The 25,728-nt window shown below is 71.6% G+C and carries 27 protein-coding genes; 17 read left to right on the top strand and 10 right to left on the bottom strand.

Annotated elements, in window-relative coordinates:
• Window positions 1-4: 4 nt before the first annotated feature.
• Both ACWEJX_RS05395 and ACWEJX_RS05390 read left to right on the top strand, forming a co-directional pair.
• Window positions 5-517, top strand: coding sequence for a PH domain-containing protein (locus ACWEJX_RS05395; protein ID WP_451606198.1), 513 nt, complete (start codon window positions 5-7; stop codon window positions 515-517).
• Window positions 514-2,067, top strand: coding sequence for a PH domain-containing protein (locus ACWEJX_RS05390; RefSeq protein WP_451606197.1), 1,554 nt, complete (start codon window positions 514-516; stop codon window positions 2,065-2,067). Before ACWEJX_RS05395 ends, ACWEJX_RS05390 begins: the two co-directional genes overlap by 4 nt.
• Window positions 2,068-2,089: 22 nt before the next feature.
• On the opposite strand, the gene pgl is transcribed toward ACWEJX_RS05390, so the two are convergent.
• Genes pgl through tkt form a run of 5 tightly spaced genes read right to left on the bottom strand, consistent with a single transcriptional unit; the run spans window position 2,090 to window position 8,725 of the window.
• Window positions 2,090-2,872, bottom strand: a complete 783-nt coding sequence (gene pgl, locus ACWEJX_RS05385) for a 6-phosphogluconolactonase (RefSeq protein WP_451606196.1) — start codon at window positions 2,870-2,872, stop codon at window positions 2,090-2,092.
• Window positions 2,869-3,948, bottom strand: coding sequence for a glucose-6-phosphate dehydrogenase assembly protein OpcA (gene opcA, locus ACWEJX_RS05380; RefSeq protein ID WP_451606195.1), 1,080 nt, complete (start codon window positions 3,946-3,948; stop codon window positions 2,869-2,871). Before opcA ends, pgl begins: the two co-directional genes overlap by 4 nt.
• Window positions 3,945-5,477, bottom strand: coding sequence for a glucose-6-phosphate dehydrogenase (gene zwf, locus ACWEJX_RS05375; protein WP_451606194.1), 1,533 nt, complete (start codon window positions 5,475-5,477; stop codon window positions 3,945-3,947). The genes opcA and zwf overlap by 4 nt, the downstream gene beginning before the upstream one ends.
• A gap of 5 nt (window positions 5,478-5,482) precedes the next feature.
• A complete protein-coding gene (gene tal, locus ACWEJX_RS05370) occupies window positions 5,483-6,601 on the bottom strand; it encodes a transaldolase (protein ID WP_451606193.1) in 1,119 nt (372 codons plus the stop codon).
• 36 nt (window positions 6,602-6,637) lie between these two features.
• On the bottom strand, window positions 6,638-8,725 hold the full coding sequence (gene tkt, locus ACWEJX_RS05365; protein WP_451606192.1) for a transketolase: 2,088 nt from the start codon (window positions 8,723-8,725) through the stop codon (window positions 6,638-6,640).
• Between the two features lie 351 nt (window positions 8,726-9,076).
• Here tkt and ACWEJX_RS05360 point away from each other — a divergent pair, with 351 nt between their 5' ends.
• The 3 genes from ACWEJX_RS05360 to ACWEJX_RS05350 all read left to right on the top strand — a co-directional run bounded on the left by ACWEJX_RS05360 (window position 9,077) and on the right by ACWEJX_RS05350 (window position 11,675).
• The gene (locus ACWEJX_RS05360; protein ID WP_451606191.1) at window positions 9,077-10,030 is read left to right on the top strand and encodes a heme o synthase; all 954 of its coding nucleotides are present in this window, start codon (window positions 9,077-9,079) and stop codon (window positions 10,028-10,030) included.
• 94 nt (window positions 10,031-10,124) lie between these two features.
• Window positions 10,125-10,445, top strand: a complete 321-nt coding sequence (locus tag ACWEJX_RS05355) for a hypothetical protein (protein WP_451606190.1) — start codon at window positions 10,125-10,127, stop codon at window positions 10,443-10,445.
• Window positions 10,446-10,544: 99 nt separating this feature from the next.
• Entirely contained in the window at window positions 10,545-11,675 is a 1,131-nt protein-coding gene (locus ACWEJX_RS05350) for an amidohydrolase (protein WP_451606189.1), read from the top strand.
• Here ACWEJX_RS05350 and ACWEJX_RS05345 read toward each other — a convergent pair.
• From ACWEJX_RS05345 to ACWEJX_RS05335, 3 genes are all read right to left on the bottom strand, one after another.
• Window positions 11,672-12,640 (bottom strand): COX15/CtaA family protein, encoded by a 969-nt coding sequence (locus ACWEJX_RS05345; protein WP_451606188.1) that lies wholly within the window; start codon window positions 12,638-12,640, stop codon window positions 11,672-11,674. The two genes, ACWEJX_RS05350 and ACWEJX_RS05345, sit on opposite strands and share 4 nt — an antisense overlap.
• 110 nt (window positions 12,641-12,750) lie before the next feature.
• Window positions 12,751-13,515: an ABC transporter permease gene (locus ACWEJX_RS05340; RefSeq protein WP_451606187.1), complete on the bottom strand. Its 765-nt coding sequence runs from the start codon at window positions 13,513-13,515 to the stop codon at window positions 12,751-12,753.
• Complete coding sequence (locus ACWEJX_RS05335) at window positions 13,512-14,447, bottom strand: ABC transporter ATP-binding protein (RefSeq protein WP_451606186.1); 936 nt, start codon at window positions 14,445-14,447, stop codon at window positions 13,512-13,514. The genes ACWEJX_RS05340 and ACWEJX_RS05335 overlap by 4 nt, the downstream gene beginning before the upstream one ends.
• A 57-nt stretch (window positions 14,448-14,504) precedes the next feature.
• On the opposite strand from ACWEJX_RS05335, the gene ACWEJX_RS05330 reads away from it, so the two are divergent.
• From ACWEJX_RS05330 to ACWEJX_RS05290, 9 genes are all read left to right on the top strand, one after another.
• Window positions 14,505-15,260 (top strand): DUF72 domain-containing protein, encoded by a 756-nt coding sequence (locus tag ACWEJX_RS05330; RefSeq protein WP_451606185.1) that lies wholly within the window; start codon window positions 14,505-14,507, stop codon window positions 15,258-15,260.
• A gap of 166 nt (window positions 15,261-15,426) precedes the next feature.
• Window positions 15,427-16,164 (top strand): helix-turn-helix transcriptional regulator, encoded by a 738-nt coding sequence (locus tag ACWEJX_RS05325; RefSeq protein WP_451606184.1) that lies wholly within the window; start codon window positions 15,427-15,429, stop codon window positions 16,162-16,164.
• Window positions 16,161-17,576 (top strand): Fe-S cluster assembly protein SufB, encoded by a 1,416-nt coding sequence (gene sufB, locus ACWEJX_RS05320; RefSeq protein ID WP_451606183.1) that lies wholly within the window; start codon window positions 16,161-16,163, stop codon window positions 17,574-17,576. Before ACWEJX_RS05325 ends, sufB begins: the two co-directional genes overlap by 4 nt.
• A 62-nt stretch (window positions 17,577-17,638) precedes the next feature.
• Window positions 17,639-18,820, top strand: a complete 1,182-nt coding sequence (sufD, locus tag ACWEJX_RS05315) for a Fe-S cluster assembly protein SufD (protein WP_451606182.1) — start codon at window positions 17,639-17,641, stop codon at window positions 18,818-18,820.
• Window positions 18,820-19,137, top strand: coding sequence for a non-heme iron oxygenase ferredoxin subunit (locus tag ACWEJX_RS05310; protein ID WP_403797819.1), 318 nt, complete (start codon window positions 18,820-18,822; stop codon window positions 19,135-19,137). The genes sufD and ACWEJX_RS05310 overlap by 1 nt, the downstream gene beginning before the upstream one ends.
• Window positions 19,138-19,144: 7 nt before the next feature.
• Window positions 19,145-19,909, top strand: a complete 765-nt coding sequence (gene sufC, locus ACWEJX_RS05305) for a Fe-S cluster assembly ATPase SufC (RefSeq protein WP_370411691.1) — start codon at window positions 19,145-19,147, stop codon at window positions 19,907-19,909.
• Window positions 19,906-21,174 (top strand): cysteine desulfurase, encoded by a 1,269-nt coding sequence (locus ACWEJX_RS05300; protein WP_451606181.1) that lies wholly within the window; start codon window positions 19,906-19,908, stop codon window positions 21,172-21,174. The genes sufC and ACWEJX_RS05300 overlap by 4 nt, the downstream gene beginning before the upstream one ends.
• Before the next feature lie 12 nt (window positions 21,175-21,186).
• Window positions 21,187-21,660 carry a Fe-S cluster assembly sulfur transfer protein SufU gene (gene sufU, locus ACWEJX_RS05295; protein ID WP_403797810.1) on the top strand — a complete coding sequence of 158 codons (474 nt, stop codon included), beginning with the start codon at window positions 21,187-21,189 and terminating at the stop codon, window positions 21,658-21,660.
• Window positions 21,657-21,995 (top strand): metal-sulfur cluster assembly factor, encoded by a 339-nt coding sequence (locus ACWEJX_RS05290; protein ID WP_451606180.1) that lies wholly within the window; start codon window positions 21,657-21,659, stop codon window positions 21,993-21,995. The genes sufU and ACWEJX_RS05290 overlap by 4 nt, the downstream gene beginning before the upstream one ends.
• Window positions 21,996-22,049: 54 nt before the next feature.
• On the opposite strand, the gene ACWEJX_RS05285 is transcribed toward ACWEJX_RS05290, so the two are convergent.
• Window positions 22,050-23,114, bottom strand: a complete 1,065-nt coding sequence (locus ACWEJX_RS05285; RefSeq protein WP_451606179.1) for a DUF7847 domain-containing protein — start codon at window positions 23,112-23,114, stop codon at window positions 22,050-22,052.
• A 62-nt stretch (window positions 23,115-23,176) separates the two neighbouring features.
• On the opposite strand from ACWEJX_RS05285, the gene ACWEJX_RS05280 reads away from it, so the two are divergent.
• Genes ACWEJX_RS05280 through dapD form a run of 3 tightly spaced genes read left to right on the top strand, consistent with a single transcriptional unit; the run spans window position 23,177 to window position 25,121 of the window.
• The gene (locus ACWEJX_RS05280; protein ID WP_451606178.1) at window positions 23,177-23,497 is read left to right on the top strand and encodes a DMT family transporter; all 321 of its coding nucleotides are present in this window, start codon (window positions 23,177-23,179) and stop codon (window positions 23,495-23,497) included.
• On the top strand, window positions 23,497-24,093 hold the full coding sequence (locus ACWEJX_RS05275; protein WP_451606177.1) for a TetR/AcrR family transcriptional regulator: 597 nt from the start codon (window positions 23,497-23,499) through the stop codon (window positions 24,091-24,093). The genes ACWEJX_RS05280 and ACWEJX_RS05275 overlap by 1 nt, the downstream gene beginning before the upstream one ends.
• Before the next feature lie 44 nt (window positions 24,094-24,137).
• Entirely contained in the window at window positions 24,138-25,121 is a 984-nt protein-coding gene (dapD, locus tag ACWEJX_RS05270; RefSeq protein ID WP_451606176.1) for a 2,3,4,5-tetrahydropyridine-2,6-dicarboxylate N-succinyltransferase, read from the top strand.
• A gap of 157 nt (window positions 25,122-25,278) precedes the next feature.
• Here the strand turns inward: dapD and ACWEJX_RS05265 are convergent, their stop codons facing one another.
• On the bottom strand, window positions 25,279-25,725 hold the full coding sequence (locus ACWEJX_RS05265; RefSeq protein ID WP_451606175.1) for an N-acetyltransferase family protein: 447 nt from the start codon (window positions 25,723-25,725) through the stop codon (window positions 25,279-25,281).
• Between the last annotated feature and the right edge of the window lie 3 nt (window positions 25,726-25,728).

The following is a 25,728-nucleotide window of genomic DNA, read 5'->3' as shown; positions in this document are numbered from 1 at the left end:
GCCGATGAGGGGGGAGAACGCGGGGGAGAACGCGGTACGGCTGCGCCCGCCGGGGAACGCCGTCGACGGGCGGGCCGTCGGCTGGTGGCGGGCGCATCTGCTGCTCGCCACCGTCGTGCCGGTGGCCGTCCTGGCCGTGCTCGGCCTGCTGATCGAGCCGGCCAGGAGCCTGCTGTACGGCGCCGCCGGGGCCGTGACGCTCCTCGGCCTCGTCGCGACCGCGTTCCTCCCCGCCTGGTGGTTCCGGGTGCACCGCTGGGAAGTCACCGAGGACGCCGTGTACGTGCGCACCGGGGCGCTCTGGCAGGAGTGGCGGATCGCCCCGATGTCCCGGATCCAGACCGTCGACACGGTACGCGGCCCGCTGGAGCAGACCTTCCGGCTGGCCACCGTCACCGTCACCACCGCCTCCGCCAAGGGCGCCCTGCGCATCGCGGGCCTCGACCACGAGCTCGCCGCCGAGCTCGCCGAACGGCTCACCGCGATCACCCGGGCCACCCCCGGAGACGCCACATGAGCACCAGCCCCGACCCCGACCGGGAATGGCGGCGGCTCGCGCCGCGCACCCTGCTGGCCGGCGCCGTCGTCCTGTGCGGCGTCGCCGCCGGCCCGGCCCTGCCCGCCTTCCTCAGCCTCTTCTCCGGCTCTCCGCACGCCTGGTCGGCCTGGGTCCTCACCGGCGCCGTACTCCTCGTCGGCGGCGGCAGCCTCGCCGACTGGGTCCGGCTGCGCCGCACCCGCTACCGCGTCGACGCCGACCGGGTCGACCTGCGCACCGGGCTCCTGGTCGTCAAACGCCGCTCCCTGGCCCGCGACCGCATCCGCAGCGTCGACCTCACCGCCGACCCCCTCCAGCGCGTCCTCGGCCTCGTCAAGGTCCGCATCGGCACCGGCGAGCACCACGACCACGAGTCCACGCTCAAACTCGACCTGGTCACCCGCGCCGAGGGCGAACACCTGCGCCGCACCCTGCTCGCCCGCCCCGCCGGCGCCCCGGCCGACCCCGCCCACGACGGCGTCCTCGCGACCCTCGACCCGCGCTGGATCCGCTACGCCCCGGTCTCCTTCGTCACCCCGCTGCTCGGCGGCGGCGCCGCCTGGGCCGTGCTCCAGGTCAGCGACTGGTTCGGCGCCCAGGAACAGGTCATCCACTGGACCGTCGACCGCTTCCGGGGCGTCTCCCCGGCCTGGACGATCGTCGGCCTGGTCCTGCTCGCCGCCCTCGCCACCGTCGTCGGCACGCTGGGCGCCCTCGGCCTGTGGATCGAGATGTGGGCCAACTACCGCCTGGAGCGCGAACCCGGCGGCACCCTCCGGGTCCGCCGCGGCCTGTTCACCGCCCGCTCGGTCACCCTGGAGGAGAAGCGCCTGCGCGGAGTCGCGCTGGTCGAACCGCTGGGCGTACGGCTGCTGCGCGGCGCCCGCGTCGACGCCGTCGCCACCGGGCTCGCCAAGGACGACGACGACAAGCACGCCGACCTCAGGAACCTGCTGCCGCCCGCGCCCCGCGCCGTCGCCGACCGGATCGGCGCCCAGATACTGCGCGAGGCCGAACCGCCCACCGGCACCCCGCTCGCCGCCCACCCCAAGGCCGCCCGCACCCGGCGGCTGCGCTGGGCGCTGTGGACCGGGCTCGCCCCGGCCGCGCTGCTCGCCGCGCTGGGCGCCTGGCTCACCCCCGTACTGCTCGGCCTCGCGGCCGGTGTCGCCCTCGTCCTCACCCCGCTCGCCCTGCTGCTCGCCCGTGACGCCTACCGCAGCCTCGGACACGGTGTCAGCGGCGCCTACCTGGTGACCCGTTCGGGCGCGCTGCGCCGCACGACGGTCGCGCTCCAGCGCACCGGGGTGATCGGCTGGACGGTCAGGCAGTCCTGGTTCCAGCGGCGCGCCGGGGTGCTCACGCTGCGCGCGACGACAGCCGCCGGGGAGGGCGCGTACGCCGTGTACGACGCGGGCGAGAGCCAGGGCCTGCGCTTCGCCGCCGAGGCCGTACCGGATCTCCTGGCGCCCTTCCTCGAAACCGTACCGACGCCGCAGACGCCGAAGGCCCGGCCCACCGAAAGGTGAACCGGGCCTCCTCGCACAGCGATCAGGCGGAAGCCGGCGGATACAGACCGCGCGGCAGCTCCGAGGCAGCCGCCGAGTCCAGCAGCCACAGCGTGCGCGAGCGCCCACGGGCGCCCGCCGCCGGGGCCTGCACCTCGCCCGCGCCGGACAGCGCGATGGCCGCGGCCTTCGCCTTGTCCTCGCCGGCCGCGAGCAGCCAGACCTCCTTCGCGGCCCGGATCGCCGGCAGCGTCAGCGAGATCCGGGTCGGCGGCGGCTTGGGCGCGCCGTGCACGCCCACCACCGTCCGCTCGGTCTCGTGGACCGCCGGGAACTCCGGGAAGAGCGAGGCCACGTGCGTGTCCGGGCCGACGCCCAGCATCAGCACGTCGAAGGTCGGCACGCCGCCGTGGTCTCCGGGACCGGCGGCCGCCGCGAGCTCGGCCGCGTAGGCCGCGGCCGCCTCGTCGGCGTCGGAGCCGTGCGGACCGTCCGAGGCCGGCATCGCGTGCACCCGCGCCGGGTCCAGCGGGACGCTGTCGAGCAGCGCCGCGCGGGCCTGGGTGACATTGCGCTCCGGATCGCCCTCGGGCAGGAACCGCTCGTCGCCCCACCACAGGTCGAGCCGCGACCAGTCGATCGCGTCCCGGGCCGGCGCCGAACTCAGCGCGGCCAGCAGCCCGTTGCCGTTGCGGCCGCCGGTGAGCACCACCGAGGCGGAACCGCGGGCGGCCTGGGCGTCCACGATCTTGGTGATCAGCCGGGCCGCGGCGGCCTCGGCCATCAGCTCCTTGTCGCGGTGCACGACCAGCTGCGGGGTGCTCACTTGGCCGCCGCCTTCTTGGCCGGGGCCTTCTTCGAGGCCGGCTTCGTGGCCTGGAACTCGGCCTCGGTCTCCACCGGAGCCGGGTCGCTCTGCGGCGAGGCCTCCGCCACCGGCGCGGCCGGGGCGGGCTCGGACGCGGTCGTCGCCGCCGCCTCGTCCAGTCGCTCCAGGCCGTACCGCAGCGCCGAGGCGTAGGTGTCGTCCGGGTCGAGCCGGCGCAGCTCCTCCGCGATCAGCTCGGCCGTCTCGCGGCGCTTGAGCGCCACGGCACGGTCCGGCTGGCCCTGTATCGACAGCGTGGCGAGCGAGCCGTCCGGCCGGTCGAGCACGATCGGACCGGCGCTGGTCTCCATCCGTACGGAGGTGAGGCCGGGCCCGGCCGACCTGGAGCGCCGCACCGGCACCTTCAGCCGGTCCGCGAGCCACATGGCGAGCAGCTCGACGCTCGGGTTGAACTCCTCGCCCTCGACCTCGGCCGAGGTGACCTCGCAGGCCACCTGGTCGAGCGCGGCGGCCAGCATCGACCGCCACGGGGTGATCCGGGACCAGGACAGGTCCGTGTCGCCCGGGGTGTACGCGTCCGCGCGCGCGGTCAGCTCCTGGATGGGCTGCTCGGCGGCGTACGTGTCGGTGACCCGGCGCTGGGCGAGGGCGCCCAGCGGGTCGTTCGCCGGGTCGGACGGCGCGTTCACCGGCCACCAGACGACGACGGGCGCGTCCGGCAGGAGCAGCGGCAGGACCACCGACTGGGCGTGGTCGACGACCTCGCCGTACAGCCGGAGCACCACCGTCTCGCCGGTGCTGGCGTCGGCGCCGAGGCGGACCTCGGCGTCGAGCCGCGCGTTGGCGCGGTCCCGCGGGGTGCGCGAGACCCGCTTGATGACGACGAGGGTCCGCGAGGGGTGCTCGCGGGACGCCTCGTTGGCCGCCTTCAGCGCGTCGTAGGCGTTCTCCTCGTCGGTGACGATGACGAGGGTGAGCACCATGCCGACGGCCGGGGTGCCGATGGCCCGCCGCCCGAGCACCAGCGCCTTGTTGATCTTGGAGGACGTGGTGTCCGTCAGGTCGGTCTTCATGGCCGGCGCCAGCTCCTGCCGTCTCGTGCGAGCATCTCGTCCGCTTCGACCGGGCCCCAGGTCCCGGACTCGTACTGGGCGGGCTTGCCGTTCTTGTCCCAGAACTGCTCGATCGGGTCGAGGATCTTCCAGGACAGCTCGACCTCCTCCACCCGCGGGAAGAGGTTGGAGTCGCCGAGCAGGACGTCGAGGATGAGCCGCTCGTACGCCTCCGGGCTGGACTCGGTGAAGGACTCGCCGTAGGCGAAGTCCATCGACACGTCCCGGATCTCCATCTGCGTGCCCGGCACCTTGGAGCCGAAGCGCACGGTGACGCCCTCGTCCGGCTGGACGCGGATCACGATGGCGTTCCGGCCGAGCTCCTCGGTCGCCGTGTGGTCGAACGGGGAGTGCGGGGCGCGCTGGAAGACCACCGCGATCTCGGTGACCCGGCGGCCCAGCCGCTTGCCGGTGCGCAGATAGAAGGGGACGCCCGCCCAGCGGCGGTTGTCGATGCCCAGCTTGATGGCCGCGTAGGTGTCGGTCTTCGACTGCGGGTCGATGCCGTCTTCCTGCAGATAGCCGACGGCCTTCTCGCCGCCCTGCCAGCCGGCCGCGTACTGCCCGCGGACCGTGGACTTCGCCAGGTCCTTCGGCAGCCGCACGGCGCCGAGCACCTTGGTCTTCTCCGCGGCGAGCGCGTCGGCGTCGAAGGAGGCGGGCTCCTCCATCGCGGTCAGCGCGAGCAGCTGGAGCAGGTGGTTCTGGATGACGTCACGGGCGGCGCCGATGCCGTCGTAGTAGCCGGCCCGGCCGCCGATGCCGATGTCCTCGGCCATGGTGATCTGCACGTGGTCGACGTAGGACCGGTTCCAGATCGGCTCGAAGAGGGTGTTGGCGAAGCGGAGCGCCAGGATGTTCTGGACGGTCTCCTTGCCGAGGTAGTGGTCGATGCGGAAGACCGCCTCGGGCGGGAAGACCTCGTGGACGACCTCGTTGAGCTCCTTCGCGGAGGCCAGGTCGTGGCCGAAGGGCTTCTCGATGACCGCCCGGCGCCACGAGCCGTTCTTCTGGTCGGCGAGCCCGTGCTTCTTGAGCTGCTGGACGACCAGGGGGAAGAACTTCGGCGGCACGGAGAGGTAGAACGCGAAGTTGCCGCCCGTGCCCTGCGCCTTGTCCAGCTCGTCGATGGTGGCCTTCAGCTGCTCGAAGGCATCGTCGTCGTCGAAGTCGCCCTGGACGAAACGCATCCCCTGGATCAGCTGCTGCCACACCTCCTCGCGGAACGGGGTGCGGGCATGCTGCTTGACAGCCTCGTGAACCTCCTGGGCGAAGTCCTCGTCCTCCCACTCGCGGCGGGCGAAACCGATGAGGGAGAAGCCCGGCGGAAGCAGACCCCGGTTCGCGAGGTCGTAGACGGCGGGCATCAGCTTCTTACGGGACAGGTCGCCCGTGACACCGAAGATCACCAGACCCGACGGCCCCGCGATGCGCGGGAGCCGTCGGTCTGCGGCGTCACGGAGCGGGTTGGCTCCGGTGACTGCGCTCAAGGTGCTTACGCCTCCGAGGGTGTACGGCGGGCGAGCTCCGCCTCGGTCGACTTGAGCAGGTCGTTCCAGGACGCCTCGAACTTGTCGACGCCCTCGTCCTCCAGGACCTGCACCACGTCGTCGTACGAGATGCCCAGCGCGGCCACGTCGTCGAGGACCGAGCGGGCCTCGTCGTACGTGCCGTGGATGGTGTCTCCGGTGACCTCGCCGTGGTCGGCGGTGGCCTCCAGGGTGGCCTCCGGCATGGTGTTGACGGTGCCCGGGGCGACCAGGTCCACCACGTAGAGGGTGTCCTTGTACGCCGGGTCCTTCACGCCGGTCGAGGCCCACAGCGGACGCTGCTTGTTGGCCTGCGCCTTGTCGAGGGCGGCCCAGCGCTCGGAGCCGAAGGCCTCCTCGTACGCCTGGTAGGCCAGGCGCGCGTTGGCGAGGGCCGACTTGCCCTTGAGGCCCTTGGCCTCGGGGGTGCCGATGGCCTCCAGGCGGTTGTCGATCTCCGTGTCCACGCGGGAGACGAAGAAGGACGCCACGGAGTGGATCTTCGACAGGTCGAGGCCGCGCTCGCGGGCCTTCTCCAGGCCGGCCATGTAGGCGTCCATCACCGCGCGGTAGCGCTCCAGCGAGAAGATCAGCGTCACGTTGACGCTGATGCCGAGGCCGATGACCTCGGTGATCGCCGGCAGACCCGCCTTGGTGGCCGGGATCTTGATGAGCGTGTTGGGCCGGTCCACCAGCCAGGCCAGCTGCTTGGCCTCGGCGATGGTGGCCGCCGTCTCGTGGGCGAGGCGCGGGTCGACCTCGATCGACACCCGGCCGTCCTGGCCGTCGGTGGCGTCGAAGACCGGGCGGAGGATGTCGGCGGCGTCCCTCACGTCTGCCGTCGTGATCATCCGGATGGCCTCGTCCACCGTCACCTTGCGGGTGGCCAGGTCGACGAGCTGCTGCTCGTAACCGTCGCCCGAGGTGATGGCCTTCTGGAAGATGGACGGGTTGGTGGTGACACCCACCACGTGGCTCTGGTCGATGAGCTCGGCCAGGTTGCCGGACGTGATCCGCTTGCGGGACAGGTCGTCCAGCCAGATCGCGACGCCTTCGTCGGAGAGGCGCTTGAGAGCGTCTGTCATGAGAATTGCATCTCCAAAAAGTCGTACGTAATCGCGTCAGCGCGCGACGGCGTCCAGAGATTCCCGCGCGGCGGCGACGATCGCCTCCGGCGTGAACCCGAACTCACGGAACAGGACCTTGGCGTCCGCCGAGGCACCGAAGTGCTCCAGCGACACGATGCGACCGGCGTCGCCGACGTACTTGTGCCAGGTCAGGCCGACACCGGCCTCGACCGCCACGCGGGCCTTGACGGACGGCGGCAGGACGGAGTCCTTGTACGCCTGGTCCTGCTCCTCGAACCACTCCACCGACGGCATCGAGACCACGCGGGTCGGGACGCCGGCGGCCTGGAGCTGCTCCCGGGCCTCGACGGCCAGGTGCACCTCGGAACCGGTACCGATCAGGACCACCTGGGCGTCGCCGCCCTCGGCCTCGAACAGCACGTAGCCGCCCTTGACCGTGTCCTGGTTCGGCGCGTAGGTCGGCACGCCCTGGCGGGTGAGCGCCAGACCGTGCGGGGCGCCCTTGCCGAAGACCTTGGTGTGGCGCTGCATGATCTCGCGCCAGGCGATCGCCGTCTCGTTGGCGTCGGCCGGGCGGACCACGTTCAGACCCGGGATGGCGCGCAGCGAGGCCAGGTGCTCCACCGGCTGGTGGGTCGGGCCGTCCTCGCCGAGGCCGATCGAGTCGTGCGTCCACACGTACGTCACCGGCAGGTGCATCAGCGCGGACAGGCGGACCGCGTTGCGCATGTAGTCGGAGAACACGAGGAACGTGCCGCCGTAGACGCGGGTGTTGCCGTGCAGGGCGATGCCGTTCATCTCCGCGGCCATGGAGTGCTCGCGGATGCCGAAGTGGATCGTCCGGCCGTACTTGTCCGCCTCGGGCAGCGGGTTGCCCTCCGGGAGGAAGGACGAGCCCTTGTCGATCGTGGTGTTGTTCGAGCCGGCGAGGTCGGCCGAGCCGCCCCACAGCTCCGGGATCACCGCGCCGAGGGCCTGCAGCACCTTGCCGGAGGCGGCACGGGTCGCCACGCTCTTGCCCGGCTCGAAGACCGGGAGCGTGTCGGCCCAGCCCTTCGGCAGCTCGTTGGCCTGGATGCGGTCGAAGTCGGCGGCGCGCTCCGGGTTGGCCGTCCGCCACTCGGCGAGCGACTTCTCCCACGCGGCGCGGGACTCGCGGCCGCGGTCGCCCAGCGACCGGGTGTGCGCGATGACCTCGTCGGAGACCTCGAAGGTCTGCTCCGGGTCGAAGCCGAGGACGCGCTTGGTGGCCGCGACCTCGTCGTCGCCGAGCGCCGAGCCGTGCGCGGCCTCGGTGTTCTGCGCGTTCGGGGCCGGCCAGGCGATGATCGAGCGCATCGCGATGAAGGACGGACGCTCGGTCTCGGCCTCGGCGGCCTTGATCGCGGCGAACAGCGCGGCCGGGTCCAGGTCACCGTTGGCCTGCGGCTCGACGCGCTGGACGTGCCAGCCGTACGCCTCGTACCGCTTCATCGTGTCCTCGGACACGGCCGTCTCGGTGTCGCCCTCGATCGAGATGTGGTTGTCGTCCCACAGCAGGATCAGGTTGCCGAGCTTCTGGTGACCGGCCAGCGAGGACGCCTCCGCGGAGATGCCCTCCTGGAGACAGCCGTCGCCCGCGATCACGTAGATGTGGTGGTCGAAGGGGGAGGTGCCGGCGGCAGCCTCCGGGTCGAACAGACCGCGCTCGTAGCGGGCGGCCATCGCCATGCCCACCGCGTTCGCGACACCCTGGCCGAGCGGGCCGGTCGTGGTCTCCACGCCCGCCGTGTGGCCGTACTCCGGGTGACCCGGGGTCTTCGAGCCCCAGGTGCGGAAGGACTTCAGGTCGTCGAGCTCCAGCCCGAACCCGCCCAGGTAGAGCTGGGTGTAGAGGGTCAGGGACGAGTGCCCGGCGGAGAGGACGAACCGGTCGCGGCCCACCCACTCCGGGTCGGCGGGGTCGTGCCGCATCACCTTCTGGAAGAGGGTGTACGCGGCGGGCGCAAGGCTCATCGCCGTGCCGGGATGGCCGTTGCCGACCTTCTGTACGGCGTCGGCGGCCAGGATGCGGGCGGTGTCCACGGCCCGCTGGTCCAGTTCGGTCCACTCGAGGTCTGTGGTCGTCGGCTTAGTGCTCACCCTGAGTCAGGGCTCCTCTCCGCATGTCGAGAGCCGGTGACTGAGGGTGTCCCGGCGATGTCGAGCCTACCCCTGGAAATCGCCTCTCTTTTCGTGTCCATGCCCCTCAAATGAGCGCACACAGCCAGACTGCCGGGGCCCGCGCGAATTCGCCTCCCGAGCCACGCCCGACCGCGTGTCCGCAGGTTGGGACGCGCCCGCCGCGCACCCCGGGCGCACCCGCGGGTGAGGGCCGCCAACACGACCCACCCCCGCGAAGATCGGTGTATGGGCAACGTCTACAGTGGCGTGGTACGCGCAAGTTTCATCCCCTCTTCACGCGGGGAGCTTGCTGGGATTTCTCTGTCAGGGGTGTGCGTGACGGCCGTCGAGTCCCGACCCGCCGGGGTCCACTTGACTCCCAGCCCGGGGGGCCATCGGCCGTTCGGGGCCCGCGTCAAGGCATTCGTGGCGCTGACCAAGCCGCGGATCATCGAGCTGCTGCTCATCACCACCGTTCCGGTGATGTTCCTCGCCGAGCAGGGCGTGCCCGACCTGTGGCTGGTGCTCGCCACCTGCTTCGGCGGCTACCTGTCCGCGGGCGGCGCCAACGCGCTCAACATGTACATCGACCGCGACATCGACGCGGTCATGGACCGCACCTCGCAGCGCCCGCTGGTGACCGGCATGGTCTCGCCGCGCGAGTGCCTGGCCTTCGGCATCACCCTCGCGGTGGTCTCCACGCTCTTCTTCGGCCTGCTCGTCAACTGGCTGTCCGCCTGGCTGTCGCTCGGCGCGCTGCTCTTCTACGTCGTCATCTACACGATGATCCTCAAGCGGCGCACCGCGCAGAACATCGTCTGGGGCGGCATCGCCGGCTGCATGCCGGTGCTCATCGGCTGGTCGGCCGTCACGAACTCGATGTCCTGGGCCGCCGTCATCCTCTTCCTCGTCATCTTCTTCTGGACGCCGCCGCACTACTGGCCGCTGTCGATGAAGGTGAAGGACGACTACGCGCGCGCCGGTGTGCCGATGCTCCCGGTGCTCGCCTCCAACAAGGTCGTCGCCAGGCAGATCGTCCTCTACAGCTGGGTGATGGTCGCCGTCTCGCTGCTGCTCACCCCGCTCGGCTACACCGGCTGGTTCTACACGGCCGTGGCGCTCGCCACCGGCGGCTGGTGGCTGTGGGAGGCGCACGCGCTGCTCAACCGCGCGAAGGCCGAGAAGACCGGCGCGAAGCTCAAGGAGATGCGCCTGTTCCACTGGTCCATCACCTACGTGTCGCTGCTCTTCGTGGCGGTCGCGGTGGACCCCTTCCTGCGCTGATCCCTCACCTCTCCGGCCGACGGCCGGGGTGCGTGGCCCACGCCACGTGCCCCGGCCGTCGCCAGTGGATCTACCCGCGAGTAGGCTCGTCGTCATGGCAGAAACGAAGCAGGCGGAGCGCAAGGCGGCCAAGCTGGCCAAGGAGATCAAGGCGTTCGCCGGGAAGCACGGCGGCGCCGAGGGCCAGCTCGCCCACATCGGACAGGCGGGCACCCGGATCGTCCTCGTCGGCGAGGACGGCGGCTGGGGCGACCTGGTGGCCCCGAGCTACGCGATCGCCCAGGAGGCCGCCGAGAAGGCCGGCCTGACCCTGCACGAGGAGTTCGACGGCGACTTCGCCGCGAAGGTCGTCACCGGCCCGTACGAGTGGACCCGCATGGCCGGCATCCAGCTCGGCGGCCCGGCCAACGGCTGAGCGGCGATCGGGGCCCCTCGGGGCCCCGGAGGCAACAACCTCGCACGGGGCTCACCCGTTAGGAGGGGCGGAAGCCCGTCCACACGTGGGAGCCCCCGAATGATCGACACTCCGAGCCTGGTGGACCAGCACTGTCACGGAGTGCTGCGTACGGAGCTCGGCCTCGGCACCTTCGAGACCCACCTCGCCCCGGCCTCCCCCACGGCTCGCTGGGCTCGCGAGGGAGGACCCCCGCCGCCCGCCGCGGGCACCACCTTCTTCGACACCCAGACCGGCTTCGCGGTACGCCGCTGGTGCCCGCCGCTCCTCGGCCTCGAACCGCACTGCCCGCCCGCGCGCTATCTGGCCCGCCGACGCGAACTCGGCGTCCTGGAATCGGGCCGGCGCCTGCTGCGCGCCTCCGGCATCGCCACGTACCTCGTCGACACCGGGCCGCCCGGCGATCCGACCGGCCCCGCCGATCTGACCGGGCCCGCCGAGCTGGCCGCCACCGGCGCCGCCGCCGCGCACGAGATCGTCCGGCTCGAACCCCTCGCCCAGCGGGTCGCCGACGCCCACGGCACCGTCGACGCGTTTTTGGGCAAGCTCACCGAGGCCGTCCACGGGGCCGCCGGGGGCGCCGTCGCCTTCACCTCCGCGGCGGCGCTGCGGGGCGGGCTCGCCGCCGTCCCCGAGCCGCCCGGGCCCGGCGAGGTGCGCGGCGCCGCGGGGCGCTGGCTGGCCCGGCGCCCGGCCGGCGGCGCGGTCGACGACCCGGTGCTGCTGCGCCATCTGCTGTGGGTCGCGGTCGGTGCCGGCCGCCCGCTCCAGCTGTACGCGGGCGACCGGGACCCGGGCGCCCTGGCCGGCTTCGCCGCCGCCACCGGCGGCCTCGGCGCCGACCTGGTGCTGCTGCACGACTCCCCGTACCACCGCCAGGCCGCCCGGCTCGCCGCGTACTTCCCGCACGTCTACGCGGACCTGGGCCCGGTCGTCACCCGCACCGGCGCCCGCGCGGCAGCCGTCCTCGCCGAGTTCCTGGAGCAGGCCCCCTTCGGCAAACTGCTCTTCTCCAGCGGCGCCCGCGGCCTGCCCGAACTGCACGTGGTGGCCGCGCGCGTCTTCCGCGGGGCGGTCGGCCGGGTGCTGGGCGAATGGGTCGCGGACGGCGCCTGGTCGCGTACGGACGCGCAGCGCGTCGCGGAGATGATCGCGGCGGGCAACGCGCGCCGGGTGTACGGCCTCGGTTAGGCCTTCGCCAGCTCGGGGTCGGCCTGGGCCGGGATCTCCGGGACCGTGACCGGGCGCTCGCGCAGGCTCAGGGCGAGGCGCAGCACCGCGATCCACATCAGCGAGGAGCCGAGCATGTGCACGGCGACGAGCAGCTCCGGCACGCCGGTGAAGTACTGGGCGTAGCCGATGCCGCCCTGCGCCGCCACCACGATCAGCAGGTCGCGGGCGCGTGCCCGGGTGTCGTCCGGGGCGTCCACCACGCGCAGGACCAGCCACATGGCGACCGCCAGGGCGCAGACCAGCCAGGCGGCGACGGCGTGGAGGTGGGCCGCGTTCGTCCAGTCCCACGGCATGCGGGGGACGTCGCTGCTGTCGCCGGCGTGCTTGCCGGCGCCCGTCACCGTCGTGCCGAGCGCGATGAGCAGCCCGGAGACGCCGACGGTCGCCCAGGACAGCTTGCGCACCGGGCCCGGCACGCGCGGCTTGGGCGTGGTGTCGCCCTCGGCGGTGCGGTGCCAGGTGACGACGGCCACGGTGAGGAGCGAGTTCGCGGCCAGGAAGTGGCCGGCCACCGTCCACGGGTTGAGCCCCATCCACACGGTGATGCCACCGATGACGGCGTTGCTCAGGACGATCCAGAACTGCGCCCAGGCCAGCCGCGAGAGCCCGCGGCGGCGGGGCTTGGCGGAGCGCGCGGCGATGATCGCCCAGCCGACGGCGGCCGACAGGACGTAGGTCAGCATGCGGTTGCCGAACTCGACGTAGCCGTGGAAGCCCTGCTCGGCGGTGACGATCAGGCTGTCGTCCGTGCACTTCGGCCAGGTGTCGCAGCCGAGGCCGGAGCCGGTCAGCCGGACCGCGCCGCCGGTCACGATGATCAGCACGCTCATCACGACGGCGGAGAGCGCGGCGCGCCGGAGCGTCCGGGGGGACGGGGTCCAGCGCTGGGCGATGAAGGCGAGGGGGGTCTGCACGGTCCACATCGTAGGCGGGGGCTTGTGCACGCTTTCACGAGGGGGTGCTTACGGGGCGAGTCACCCCGAAACGTCACCGCGTCGCTACTGCCGGCTCTGCCCCGGGCTCGCGCCGGGCACTACTCCCAGCGGAAGAACCTCGCCGCCGCGCCGAGCCCGAGCACCGCCCACACCGCCAGGATCGCCGCGTCGCCCCACGGCATCGCGGCGCCGTGCTGGAGCACGTCCCGGAGCCCGTCGGAGAGCGCCGAGATCGGCAGGAACGCGAGCACGTCACCGGCGGCGCCGAACTTCTCCAGCGGCACCATCACCCCGCCGCCCACCAGGAGCAGCAGGAAGACCAGGTTCGCGGCGGCCAGCGTCGCCTCCGCCTTCAGCGTGCCGGCCATCAGCAGGCCGAGCCCGGAGAAGGCGGCGGTGCCGAGGACGAGCAGCGCGAGCACGGACAGGGGGTTGCCGTGCGGCGACCAGCCGAGGGCCAGGGCGATCACCGTGAGGAGCACCACCTGGAGCACCTCGGTGACGAGCACGGCCAGCGTCTTGGCGGTCATCAGCGCCCAGCGCGGCAGCGGCGAGGCGCCGAGCCGCTTGAGCACCCCGTACCGGCGCTCGAAGCCGGTGGCGATGGCCTGCCCGGTGAAGGCGGTGGACATCACGGCGAGCGCGAGGACTCCCGGGGCGAGGAAGTCGACCGGCTTGCGGGCGCCCGTCTCGACGATGTCCACCGTCGAGAAGAGCACCAGCAGGAGGGAGGGGATGATCACCGTGAGGAGCAGCTGCTCGCCGTTGCGCAGCAGCATCCGGGTCTCCAGGGCGGTCTGCGCGGCGATCATCCGCCCGACCGGCGCGGCCCCCGGCTTCGGCGCGTACGTACCCGTGCTCATCCGCGCAGCTCCTTGCCGGTCAGCTCCAGAAAGACGTCTTCGAGGGTGTGGCGCTCGACCGAGAGGCGGTCGGGCAGCACGCCGTGCTGCGCGCACCAGCTGGTGACGGTGGCGAGCAGCTGGGGGTCGACCGTGCCGGTGAGCCGGTAGCTGCCCGGGGTGGTCTCGGCGGCCGCGGTGCCGTCGGGCAGGGCCTTGAGCAGCGAGCCGAGGTCGAGGCCGGGGCGGCCGGTGAAGCGCAGGGTGTTCTCGGCGCCGCCGCGGCACAGCTCCTCGGGGCTGCCCTGGGCGACGACGCGGCCGGCGTCCACGATGGCGACGTCGTCGGCGAGTTCCTCGGCCTCGTTCATGAAGTGCGTGGTGAGGACGACGCTGACGCCGTCGGCGCGCAGTTCGCGGACCAGGTCCCAGGTGGCGCGGCGGGCCTGCGGGTCGAGTCCGGCGGTCGGCTCGTCGAGGAAGACCAGCTCGGGGCGCCCGACGACGGCCATGGCGAGCGAGAGGCGCTGCTGCTGGCCGCCGGAGAGGCGCCGGTAGGTGGTGCGGCCGCAGGAGCCGAGGCCGAGCCGCTCGACGAGGGCGTCCACGTCCAGCGGGTGGGCGTGCAGCTTCGCCATGTGGCGCAGCATCTCGTCGGCGCGGGCACCGGAGTAGACGCCGCCGGACTGGAGCATCACGCCGATCCGGGGGCGCAGCGCGGCGGCGTCGGCGACCGGGTCGAGGCCGAGGACGCGGACGGTGCCGGCGTCCGGCCTGCGGTAGCCCTCGCAGGTCTCGATGGTGGTGGTCTTGCCGGCCCCGTTCGGCCCGAGGACGGCGGTGACGGTGCCCGCCCGGACGTCGAGGTCGAGGCCGTCGACGGCGGTCTTGGTGCCGTACCGCTTGACCAGGCCCCGTACCCGGACGGCGGGCTCGACGGACTCGTTTCGCATGCCGGGAAGTCTAAGGACTCGCCCGTACGGCCGACCCCGGCGGGGTAGAGGCGGTGTATGGCGGTCTTCGTCGGCACGTCCGGGTGGCAGTACCGGGACTGGCGGGGCGTGCTCTATCCCGAGGGCGTGCCCCAGCGGCTCTGGCTGGAGGAGTACGCGCGGAGCTTCGCGGCCGTCGAGAACAACAACGCCTTCTACCGGCTGCCCGAGCGTGACACCTTCGCCCACTGGCGGGAGCGGACGCCCGAGGGCTTCGTGATGGCGGTGAAGGCCAGCCGGTATCTGACGCACATCAAGCGGCTGAAGGACCCGGCGGAGCCGGTGGCGCGGCTGATGGGCCGCGCGGAGGCGCTGGGGAGGCGGCTCGGGCCCGTACTGCTCCAGCTGCCGCCGAACCTGCGCGCGGACACCGGGCTCCTCGACGCGGCGCTCGACCGCTTCCCGAAGGGGGTGCGGGTGGCGGTCGAGCCGCGGCACGAGTCGTGGTGGACGGACGGGACCGAGGAGGTGCTCGTGCGCCACGGCGCGGCGCTGTGCTGGGCGGACCGGGGCGGGCGGCCGGTGACCCCGCTGTGGCGGACCGCGGACTGGGGCTATCTGCGGCTGCACGAGGGCCGGGCCCGGCCCTTCCCCTCGTACGGCCGGCGGGCGCTGGTGAGCTGGGCGGATCGGCTCGCGGAGGGCTGGCCGGACCGGGCGGACGTGTTCGTTTTCTTCAACAACGACCCGGGCGGGGCCGCTGTCCGCAACGCGGAATCTTTCGTCCATTTGGTGGAGTCCTCGGGGCGGTCGGTGCGGGTCCCGGAGGGCTGATCGCGGGCCGCGGAGCGGCCGGAAAGCGCTGGTCACCGGCGTCGTGATTCGTCCTACGAATGATCGTTTCCGCAGGTCAGGTAAGCCTTACCTATGTGAGGCACCGCACCGTCACGGCCCCCGGCCTCGCTTGTCAGCCCGTGATTAATTACGCAACAATGGCGTTGTGAAAAACGTCGGTGAGGCTCCCGCGGAGGAACTCGCGACCGGTGAGCGCTCCACGCGCAACCGGATCGCGCGCTCCATCCTGGACCACGGTCCCTCGACCGTCGCCGATCTCGCCCAGCGGCTCGGCCTCACCCAGGCCGCCGTCCGTCGCCACCTCGACTCGCTGGTGGGCGACAACGTCGTGGAGGCGCGCGAGAAGCGGGTCTACGGGGCCCGCACCCGCGGCCGTCCCGCCAAGGTCTTCTCGCTCACCGACTGCGGCCGGGACGCCTTCGACCAGTCGTACGACAAACTGGCCGTGGAGGCGCTGCGCTGGATCGAGCGGAACGCCGGCGGGGAAGCGGCCGTGGCCGCCTTCGCCCGGGACCGGATCGAGGCCCAGGCGGAGGCGTACCGCGAGGCCGTCGAGTCCGCCGACCCCGACCGGCGCACCGAGGCGCTGGCCAAGGCGCTGAGTGCCGACGGGTACGCTGCCACCGCGCGTCACGCGCCGGTCGGCGAGCAGCTCTGCCAGCACCACTGCCCGGTCGCCCACGTCGCCGAGCAGTACCCGCAGCTGTGCGAGGCGGAGACGGAGATCTTCTCCCGCCTCCTCGGGACCCACGTCCAGCGCCTGGCCACCATCGCGCATGGTGACGGCGTCTGCACGACGTTCATCCCCGACATCGCGCACGGCACCCCACAGACCACCGAATCCACAGCATCCGCAAGCACGGCCGGGAGGAACCCCGCATGACCACCGAGATCAGCCACCCCGAGCTCGAGGGCCTGGGTCGGTACGAGTACGGCTGGGCCGACTCGGACGCGGCAGGCTCCACCGCCAAGCGCGGTCTCTCCGAGGACGTCGTCCGCGACATCTCGGCCAAGAAGAACGAGCCCGAGTGGATGCTGAAGCTGCGCCTCAAGGGTCTGCGGCTGTTCGACAAGAAGCCCATGCCGACCTGGGGCTCCGACCTGTCGGGCATCGACTTCGACAACATCAAGTACTTCGTGCGGTCCACCGAGAAGCAGGCCGAGTCCTGGGAGGACCTGCCGGAGGACATCAAGAACACGTACGACAAGCTCGGCATCCCGGAGGCGGAGAAGCAGCGCCTCGTCGCCGGTGTCGCCGCCCAGTACGAGTCCGAGGTCGTCTACCACCAGATCCGCGAGGACCTGGAGGAGCAGGGCGTCATCTTCGTCGACACCGACACCGCGCTGAAGGAGCACGAGGAGCTCTTCAAGGAGTACTTCGGCACCGTCATCCCGGTCGGCGACAACAAGTTCGCCTCCCTGAACACGGCCGTGTGGTCCGGCGGCTCGTTCATCTACGTGCCGAAGGGCGTGCACGTCGAGATCCCGCTCCAGGCCTACTTCCGCATCAACACGGAGAACATGGGCCAGTTCGAGCGGACGCTGATCATCGTCGACGAGGACGCCTACGTCCACTACGTCGAGGGCTGCACCGCCCCGATCTACTCCTCGGACTCGCTGCACAGCGCCGTGGTCGAGATCATCGTCAAGAAGGGCGGCCGCTGCCGCTACACGACCATCCAGAACTGGTCGAACAACGTCTACAACCTGGTGACCAAGCGCGCCGTCGCCTACGAGGGCGCCACCATGGAGTGGGTCGACGGCAACATCGGCTCCAAGGTCACCATGAAGTACCCGGCCGTCTACCTGATGGGCGAGCACGCCAAGGGCGAGACCCTGTCCATCGCCTTCGCGGGCGAGGGCCAGCACCAGGACGCCGGCGCCAAGATGGTCCACATGGCCCCGAACACCTCGTCGAGCATCGTCTCGAAGTCGGTGGCGCGCGGCGGTGGCCGCACCTCCTACCGCGGTCTGATCGAGATCGGCGAGGGCGCCCCCGGCGCCAAGTCGAACGTCCTCTGCGACGCGCTGCTCGTCGACACGATCTCCCGCTCGGACACGTACCCCTACGTGGACGTCCGCGAGGACGACGTCACGATGGGCCACGAGGCCACCGTCTCCAAGGTCTCCGAGGACCAGCTCTTCTACCTGATGCAGCGCGGCCTGACCGAGCAGGAGGCCATGGCGATGATCGTGCGCGGCTTCGTCGAGCCGATCGCCAAGGAGCTGCCGATGGAGTACGCGCTGGAGCTGAACCGGCTGATCGAGCTGCAGATGGAAGGCGCGGTCGGCTAAGAGCCCCGCCCAGAACCCGCAGCGACCGATTTCTTACGCAGGAAGAGAGCAACACGACAGCCATGGCTGACGCCCAGAACATCCCCGCGGGCTCCACCACCGCGGGCTCGATCGCGGTGGCCGCCGAGTCCACCGTCGCCACGCGCATGAGCGCCCCGCCGTCCTTCGACGTCGCGGACTTCCCCGTCCCGCACGGCCGCGAGGAGGAGTGGCGCTTCACCCCGCTGGAGCGCCTGCGCGGCCTGCACGACGGCACCGCCGTCGCCACCGGCGAGGGCGTCCGCGTCGAGATCGAGGCCCCCGAGGGCGTCACCGTGGAGACCGTGGGCCGCGACGACGCGCGCCTCGGCAAGGCCGGCAAGCCGGTCGACCGCGTCGCCGCCCAGGCGTACTCCTCCTTCGAGAAGGCGTCGGTCGTCACCGTCGCCAAGGAGGCCGTGCTCTCCGAGCCGATCCGCATCTCCGTGCACGGCCAGGGCGGTGTCGCCTTCGGCCACCAGGTGATCGAGCTCGGCGCCTTCGCCGAGGCCGTCGTCGTCATCGACCACACCGGCGACGGCGTGCTCGCCGCCAACCTGGACTACGTCCTGGGCGACGGCGCCAAGCTGACCGTCGTCTCCGTCCAGGACTGGGACGAGAAGGCCGTCCACGTCGCCCAGCACAACGCCCTGGTCGGCCGCGACGCCTCCTTCAAGTCGGTCGTCGTGACCTTCGGCGGCGACGTGGTCCGCCTCCACCCGCGCGTCGAGTACGCGGCCCCCGGCGGCGAGGCCGAGCTCTTCGGCCTGTACTTCACCGACGCCGGGCAGCACCAGGAGCACCGCCTCCTGGTCACCCACAACACCCCGCACTGCAAGTCCAACGTGGCCTACAAGGGCGCGCTGCAGGGCCAGGACGCGCACGCCGTGTGGATCGGTGACGTCCTCATCGAGGCCAAGGCCGAGGGCACCGACACCTACGAGCTCAACCGGAACCTCGTCCTCACCGACGGCGCCCGGGTCGACTCGGTCCCGAACCTGGAGATCGAGACCGGCGAGATCGCCGGCGCCGGCCACGCCTCCGCCACCGGCCGCTTCGACGACGAGCAGCTCTTCTACCTGATGGCCCGCGGCATCCCGGAGACCGAGGCCCGCCGCCTCGTCGTCCGCGGCTTCTTCGCCGAGCTGGTCCAGCAGATCGGCATCGCGGACGTCGAGGAGCGCCTGATCGCCAAGATCGAGGCCGAGCTGGAGGCGTCCGTCTGATGGCCTTCGTCCGCGCCTGTGCGCTGAGCGAGCTGGCCGAGGACACCCCCAAGCGGGTGGAACTCGACGGCACGCCGGTGTCCCTCGTCCGCACCGAGGGCGAGGTGTTCGCGATCCACGACATCTGCTCGCACGCGAACGTCTCCCTCTCGGAGGGCGAGGTCGAGGACTGCCAGATCGAGTGCTGGCTGCACGGCTCCGCGTTCGACCTGCGCACCGGCAAGCCGTCCGGCCTTCCCGCGACGCGCCCCGTCCCCGTATACCCCGTAAAGATCGAAGGGGACGATGTGCTCGTCTCCGTCACCCAGGAGTCCTGAGTCACCCATGGCAACGCTTGAAATCCGCGACCTGCACGTCTCCGTCGAGGCCGAGAACGGCCCCCGGGAGATCCTCAAGGGCGTCGACCTGACCGTGAAGCAGGGCGAGACCCACGCCATCATGGGCCCCAACGGCTCCGGCAAGTCGACCCTGGCGTACTCCCTGGCCGGCCACCCGAAGTACACGATCACCGGCGGCACCGTCACCCTCGACGGCGAGGACGTCCTGGAGATGTCGGTCGACGAGCGCGCCCGCGCCGGCGTCTTCCTGGCCATGCAGTACCCGGTCGAGGTCCCCGGCGTCTCGGTCTCCAACTTCCTGCGCACCTCCGCCACCGCCGTCCGCGGCGAGGCCCCGAAGCTGCGCCTCTGGGTGAAGGAGGTCAAGGAGGCCATGGAGAAGCTCCAGATGGACCCGGCCTTCGCCGAGCGCAACGTCAACGAGGGCTTCTCCGGCGGCGAGAAGAAGCGTCACGAGATCCTCCAGCTCGAGCTGCTCAAGCCGAAGATCGCGATCCTCGACGAGACCGACTCCGGCCTCGACGTCGACGCCCTTCGCATCGTCTCCGAGGGCGTCAACCGCGTCCGCGAGACCGGCGAGGTCGGCACCCTGCTGATCACGCACTACACGCGCATCCTGCGCTACATCAAGCCCGACTTCGTGCACGTGTTCGCGAACGGCCGCATCGTCGAGTCCGGCGGCGCCGAGCTCGCCGACCAGCTGGAGAACGAGGGCTACGACAAGTACGTGAAGGGTGGCGCATCCGCGTGACTTCCGCCCATCAGGGGCTGACCGGCCTCCTCGACACCGAGGCGATCCGCAAGGACTTCCCGCTGCTGGATCGTCTGGTCCACGACGGCAAGAAGATCGTGTACCTGGACTCGGCGGCGACCTCGCAGAAGCCGCGCCAGGTCCTCGACGCTCTCAACGCCTACTACGAGCGGCACAACGCGAATGTCCACCGCGGCGTCTACACCGTCGCCGAGGAGGCCACCGCGCTGTACGAGGGCGCCCGCGACAAGGTCGCCGCCTTCATCAACGCGCCGAGCCGCGACGAGGTGATCTTCACCAAGAACGCCTCCGAGTCGCTCAACCTCGTGGCCAACATGCTGGGCTGGGCCGACGAGCCCTACCGCGTGGACCACGAGACCGAGATCGCCATCACGGAGATGGAGCACCACTCCAACATCGTGCCGTGGCAGCTGCTCGCGCAGCGCACCGGCGCGAAGCTGAAGTGGTTCGGCCTCACGGACGACGGTCGCCTCGACCTGTCGAACATCGAAGAGGTCATCACCGAGAAGACCAAGATCGTCTCCTTCACGCTGGTCTCGAACCTGCTGGGCACGATCAACCCGGTCGAGACGATCATCCGCCGTGCCCAGGAGGTCGGCGCCCTCGTCTGCATCGACGCCTCGCAGGCCGCCCCGCACATGGTGCTCGACGTGCAGGCGCTGCAGGCCGACTTCGTGGCCTTCACCGGCCACAAGATGTGCGGCCCGACCGGCATCGGCGTGCTGTGGGGACGGCAGGAGCTCCTGGAGGACCTGCCGCCGTTCCTCGGTGGCGGCGAGATGATCGAGACCGTCTCGATGCACTCGTCCACCTACGCGCCGGCCCCGCACAAGTTCGAGGCGGGTACGCCCCCGATCGCCCAGGCCGTCGGCCTCGGCGCGGCCGTGGACTACCTGTCGGCGATCGGCATGGAGAACATCGCGCGCCACGAGCACGCGATCACCGAGTACGCCGTCCAGCGCCTCCAGGAGGTGCCGGACCTGCGGATCATCGGCCCGACCACGGCCGAGGACCGCGGCGCGGCGATCTCCTTCACGCTCGGTGACATCCACCCGCACGACGTGGGCCAGGTCCTCGACGAGCAGGGCATCGCCGTCCGCGTGGGTCACCACTGCGCGCGCCCGGTCTGCCTGCGGTACGGAATTCCGGCGACCACGCGGGCGTCGTTCTATCTGTACTCCACTCCGGCCGAGGTCGACGCCCTGGTCGCGGGCCTGGAGCACGTCCGTAACTTCTTCGGATAGGGCGGCTGACCTGTGAAGCTGGATTCGATGTACCAGGACGTCATCCTGGACCACTACAAGCACCCCCACGGGCGGGGCTTGCGGCCCGGCGACGCCGAGGTGCACCACGTCAACCCGACCTGCGGTGACGAGATCACGCTCCGGGTGAAGTACGACGGCGAGCGCATCGAGGACGTGTCGTACGAGGGCCAGGGCTGTTCCATCAGCCAGGCGTCGGCCTCCGTGCTCAACGAGCTGCTCGTCGGCAAGGAGCTGGCCGAGGCGCAGAAGATCCAGGGCACCTTCCTGGAGCTGATGCAGTCCAAGGGCCAGATCGAGCCGGACGACGCCATGGAGGAGATCCTGGAGGACGCGGTCGCGTTCGCCGGTGTCTCCAAGTACCCGGCCCGGGTGAAGTGTGCGCTGCTCAGCTGGATGGCGTGGAAGGACGCGACCGCCCAGGTCCTGGGCGGGGACGACCAGAAGTCTGTGAGGAAGTCGGCATGACCGAGAACGCCGAGGCCATCATGAAGCCGGCCTCCGAGGAAGAGATCCGCGAGGCGCTGTACGACGTCGTCGACCCCGAGCTGGGCATCGACGTGGTCAACCTGGGCCTGATCTACGGCATCCACGTCGACGACTCGAACGTCGCGACGCTGGACATGACCCTGACGTCGGCGGCGTGTCCGCTGACCGACGTGATCGAGGACCAGGCGAAGGCCGCGACCGACGGCATCGTCAGCGAGCTGAAGATCAACTGGGTCTGGATGCCCCCGTGGGGCCCGGACAAGATCACGGACGACGGGCGCGAGCAGCTGCGCGCGCTGGGCTTCAACGTCTGAGCTCACGCATGCCGAAGGGCCGCACTCCTGGGGGAGTGCGGCCCTTCGTGCTGTTCAGACGGCCTGCTGGGCCAGGAGCGGGGCCAGGTTCTCCCTGCGGATGCGCTGGTCGACGTAGAGCAGCGCGTTGACCAGCGGCTGGAACGGGGCCAGGACGGCCTGCGCGAGCATCTGGGCGAAGCCGAGGACCATCATCGAGCCGAACAGGGCGGAGAGCACCTCGCCGGGCGTCGCGGTCTCGTCGGGGCCGTACATGGGCATCGAGAACGCGCTGCCCATGGAGAGGATCTGCTGCAGCACGAAGCTGATGACGCCCACGATCAGGGAGGCGACCAGGCCGTAGCCGAAGATCCGCCACCAGTCGCCGCGCACCAGGGCGGAGGAGCGGCGCAGCGAGGCCATCGGGCCCTGGTTCTCGATGACGGCGACGGCCGGGGCCAGGCTGAACTTCACCCAGAGCCACAGACAGACCGGGAGGGTCAGCACGGCGAGCAGGAGGAGCAGGCCGCCGACGCCGGCCAGGGCCGCTGCGGGCGGGGCGTCGGACTCCGAGGAGCCGATGCCCGCGATCATGCCCACGATCAGCAGGACGAAGCCGACCATGAAGAGCAGCATCGGGACGAGCGTGGCCAGTGCCGAGAGCAGCACCGAGCCGATCACCGAGCCGAGCCGCGACCAGGCGCGGCGCCAGACCGCCACGAAGCCGACGGGGCGGCCGAGCACCGCCTCCTGGACCACGGCGGGCGCGGCCGCGCCGACCAGGCCGGTGGTGACGAGCAGGCCGAGCATGCCGACGAACCAGACGCAGCCGAAGGCGACGATCAGCGGCTGGAAGTCGGCGAAGTCCGGGCTCGTGTGCGGGGGCAGGTGGGTCAGCCGGTCGAGGTCGTCCTTGACCGCGTTGTAGGCGAGCAGGAGGCCGCCGCCGACCAGGACCGCCTCGCCCGCGTACGCCGCCACCGCGACCCCGATCAGCGGCTTCCAGTAGCGGCCGTAGGTGCTGAACGCTCCGGTCAGGAGCTCGCCGAGGCCCAGCGGGGCCAGGGGTATCACGCCGGGCTTCGGCGGGGGCGGCGGAGGCGGGTAGCCGTAGCCGTACGGTCCTGGGGCGTATGTCATGGGCACACCGTATCGGCCGCCCATGCGTACGGGCGTACACATGCATGCGTACACTTGTACACATGGGATACGGACTGCTCGCGGGCGCCATCGCGGCGGAGATATTCGCCACCACGTCGATGAAGTACAGCGAGGGCTTCAGCAGGTTCTGGCCCTCACTGCTCACCGGCGCCGGCTACCTCGTCTCCTTCGTGCTCCTCTCCCGGGCGCTCAAGACGCTCGAGGTCGGCACCGCCTACGCCATCTGGTCCGGCGTCGGTACCGCCGTCGTCGCCGCCATCGGCTACCTCTTCCTCGGCGAGGGCCTCGGCGCCGCCAAGATCGCCGGCATCGTGCTGATCATCGCCGGCGTCGCCGTGCTCAACCTCGGCGGCGCGCACTGATGGCCCGCCCCCGCCGCCACGACCCCGACCGGCGCGAGCGCATCGTCGACGCCGCGCTGCGCGTGGTCGGCCGGGCTGGACTCGCGGGCCTCAGCCACCGCACCGTCGCCGCCGAGGCCGACGTCCCGCTCGGCTCCACCACGTACCACTTCGCCTCCCTCGACGAACTCCTCGTCGCGGCGCTCCACCGCGTCAACGGCAACTTCGGCGCCCGCCTCCGGCAGGGCCCCGAGATCGCCGCGCCCGATCTGGCCGCCGGCCTGGCCGCGCTCATGGGGGAGTGGCTGGCCGCCGAACGCACCGGCGTGGAGCTGGAGTACGAGCTCTACCTCGCCGCCCTGCGCCGCCCCGCCCTGCGCCCCGTCGCCGCCGAGTGGGTCGACGAGGTCGTCTCCGCCCTCGCCCCGCGCACCGGCCCCGGGACCGCCCGCGCCCTGGTCGCCCTGGTGGACGGCATCAGCCTCCAGGTGCTGCTCACCGGCGCGCCGTACGACGAGGAGTACGCCCGGGAGATGCTCGCCCGGATCCTGAACGAAGACCCGAAGGGGCGGGCCGGGACCTCGTCGGAACCGCCCACGGAGCCGACCGCCACCTGAGACCGGTTGGCCCGCGCCCGGCCCCGACCGTTAGGTTTTCCGTCATGACCACTGCTCCTCGCTCCACCGGCGCCGTCGCCGCCGGCCTCGCCACCATCGCCGGTGACGGCACCGTTCTCGACACCTGGTTCCCCGCCCCCGAGCTGACCGACGCCCCCGGCCCGGCCGGCACCGAGCGGCTCGACGCCGACGCGGCCGTCAACGCCCTCGGCGAGGGCGCCGCCAAGGCCCTCGGCGTGGACGCCCGCCGCGGTGTCGAGGTGGTCGCCGTCCGCACCGTCATCGCCTCCCTCGACGACAAGCCGCTCGACGCGCACGACGCCTACCTGCGGCTGCACCTGCTCAGCCACCGCCTGGTCAAGCCGCACGGCCAGAGCCTGGACGGCGTCTTCGGCCTGCTCGCCAACGTCGCCTGGACCTCGCTGGGCCCGGTCGCCGTCGACGACATCGAGAAGGTGCGGCTCAACGCCCGCGCCGAGGGCCTGCACCTCCAGGTCACCTCGATCGACAAGTTCCCCCGCATGACCGACTACGTCGTGCCCGCCGGCGTCCGCATCGCCGACGCCGACCGCGTCCGCCTCGGCGCCCACCTCGCGGCCGGCACCACCGTCATGCACGAGGGCTTCGTCAACTTCAACGCCGGCACCCTCGGCACCTCCATGGTCGAGGGCCGCATCTCCGCCGGCGTCGTGGTCGGCAACGGCTCCGACATCGGCGGCGGCGCCTCCACCATGGGCACCCTGTCCGGCGGCGGCAACGTGATCATCTCCATCGGCGAGCGCTGCCTGATCGGCGCCGAGGCGGGCGTCGGCATCGCGCTCGGCGACGAGTGCGTCGTCGAGGCCGGTCTGTACGTCACCGCCGGCACCCGGGTCACCATGCCCGACGGCGAGATCGTCAAGGCCCGCGACCTCTCCGGCGCCTCCAACATTCTCTTCCGCCGCAACTCGGTCACCGGCGCCGTCGAGGCCCGCCCGAACAACGCGGTCTGGGGCGGCCTGAACGAGATCCTGCACAGCCACAACTGAGGCCCGGCGCCCTGAGACGGCCCGTCGCCCCCGGACATTCACCGCCGGGGGCGGCGGGCCGTCTGGCAGACCGTCACCGCCGCCGTGCCGCATCTGCGCGTCACCCGCGGCGCGATCGTCGACATCTCGTCCCAGGCCGGACCCTGGGCCAGTGCGGTCAGAGCAGCAGCTTGAAGCCGTCGTGGCTGCGGGCGAAGCCCAGCGAGTCGTAGAAGCGGTGGGCCTCGGTCCGGGACTTGTTGCTGGTCAGCTGGACCAGCCCGCAGCCACGGTCGCGGGCCCGGGCGATCGCCCGGCGCATCAGTTCGCGGCCGAGCCCGCCGCCGCGGCGGTCGGCCCGGACGCGTACGGCCTCGATCAGGGCCCGCTCGGCGCCGCCCTTGCCGAGGCCCGGGACGTACGTGGCCTGGAGACACCCGACGACCAGGCCGTCCTCGTCCACCAGCACCAGCATCTCGTTGCGCGCGTCGGCCTCGATGTCCGCGAACGCCCGCTCATAGGCGGGCGTCACGGTCACCGAGGCCGGGTCCACCACCCGCTTTTCGTCGGCGAGCAGGGCGAGGACGGCGGGCAGCTCGGCACGGGTGGCGGGGCGCAGGATCACCGC

The sequence above is a fragment of the Streptomyces sp. NPDC004788 genome (assembly GCF_053601115.1).
This window is presented reverse-complemented; position numbering and strand designations above follow the sequence as displayed.

Excerpts from the sequence above, each read along its gene's own strand:
- ACWEJX_RS05355 (WP_451606190.1), top strand. The coding sequence starts at position 10,125 with ATGGCAGAAACGAAGCAGGCGGAGCGCAAGGCGGCCAAGCTGGCCAAG.
- ACWEJX_RS05290 (WP_451606180.1), top strand. The coding sequence starts at position 21,657 with ATGACCGAGAACGCCGAGGCCATCATGAAGCCGGCCTCCGAGGAAGAG.
- ACWEJX_RS05390 (WP_451606197.1), top strand. The coding sequence starts at position 514 with ATGAGCACCAGCCCCGACCCCGACCGGGAATGGCGGCGGCTCGCGCCG.
- sufB (WP_451606183.1), top strand. The coding sequence starts at position 16,161 with ATGACCACCGAGATCAGCCACCCCGAGCTCGAGGGCCTGGGTCGGTAC.
- dapD (WP_451606176.1), top strand. The coding sequence starts at position 24,138 with ATGACCACTGCTCCTCGCTCCACCGGCGCCGTCGCCGCCGGCCTCGCC.
- ACWEJX_RS05345 (WP_451606188.1), bottom strand. The coding sequence starts at position 12,640 with ATGTGGACCGTGCAGACCCCCCTCGCCTTCATCGCCCAGCGCTGGACC.
- ACWEJX_RS05330 (WP_451606185.1), top strand. The coding sequence starts at position 14,505 with ATGGCGGTCTTCGTCGGCACGTCCGGGTGGCAGTACCGGGACTGGCGG.
- ACWEJX_RS05280 (WP_451606178.1), top strand. The coding sequence starts at position 23,177 with ATGGGATACGGACTGCTCGCGGGCGCCATCGCGGCGGAGATATTCGCC.
- opcA (WP_451606195.1), bottom strand. The coding sequence starts at position 3,948 with ATGAAGACCGACCTGACGGACACCACGTCCTCCAAGATCAACAAGGCG.
- ACWEJX_RS05340 (WP_451606187.1), bottom strand. The coding sequence starts at position 13,515 with ATGAGCACGGGTACGTACGCGCCGAAGCCGGGGGCCGCGCCGGTCGGG.
- ACWEJX_RS05275 (WP_451606177.1), top strand. The coding sequence starts at position 23,497 with ATGGCCCGCCCCCGCCGCCACGACCCCGACCGGCGCGAGCGCATCGTC.
- ACWEJX_RS05350 (WP_451606189.1), top strand. The coding sequence starts at position 10,545 with ATGATCGACACTCCGAGCCTGGTGGACCAGCACTGTCACGGAGTGCTG.
- tal (WP_451606193.1), bottom strand. The coding sequence starts at position 6,601 with ATGACAGACGCTCTCAAGCGCCTCTCCGACGAAGGCGTCGCGATCTGG.
- sufD (WP_451606182.1), top strand. The coding sequence starts at position 17,639 with ATGGCTGACGCCCAGAACATCCCCGCGGGCTCCACCACCGCGGGCTCG.
- ACWEJX_RS05395 (WP_451606198.1), top strand. The coding sequence starts at position 5 with ATGAGGGGGGAGAACGCGGGGGAGAACGCGGTACGGCTGCGCCCGCCG.
- ACWEJX_RS05285 (WP_451606179.1), bottom strand. The coding sequence starts at position 23,114 with ATGACATACGCCCCAGGACCGTACGGCTACGGCTACCCGCCTCCGCCG.
- ACWEJX_RS05310 (WP_403797819.1), top strand. The coding sequence starts at position 18,820 with ATGGCCTTCGTCCGCGCCTGTGCGCTGAGCGAGCTGGCCGAGGACACC.
- ACWEJX_RS05335 (WP_451606186.1), bottom strand. The coding sequence starts at position 14,447 with ATGCGAAACGAGTCCGTCGAGCCCGCCGTCCGGGTACGGGGCCTGGTC.
- sufC (WP_370411691.1), top strand. The coding sequence starts at position 19,145 with ATGGCAACGCTTGAAATCCGCGACCTGCACGTCTCCGTCGAGGCCGAG.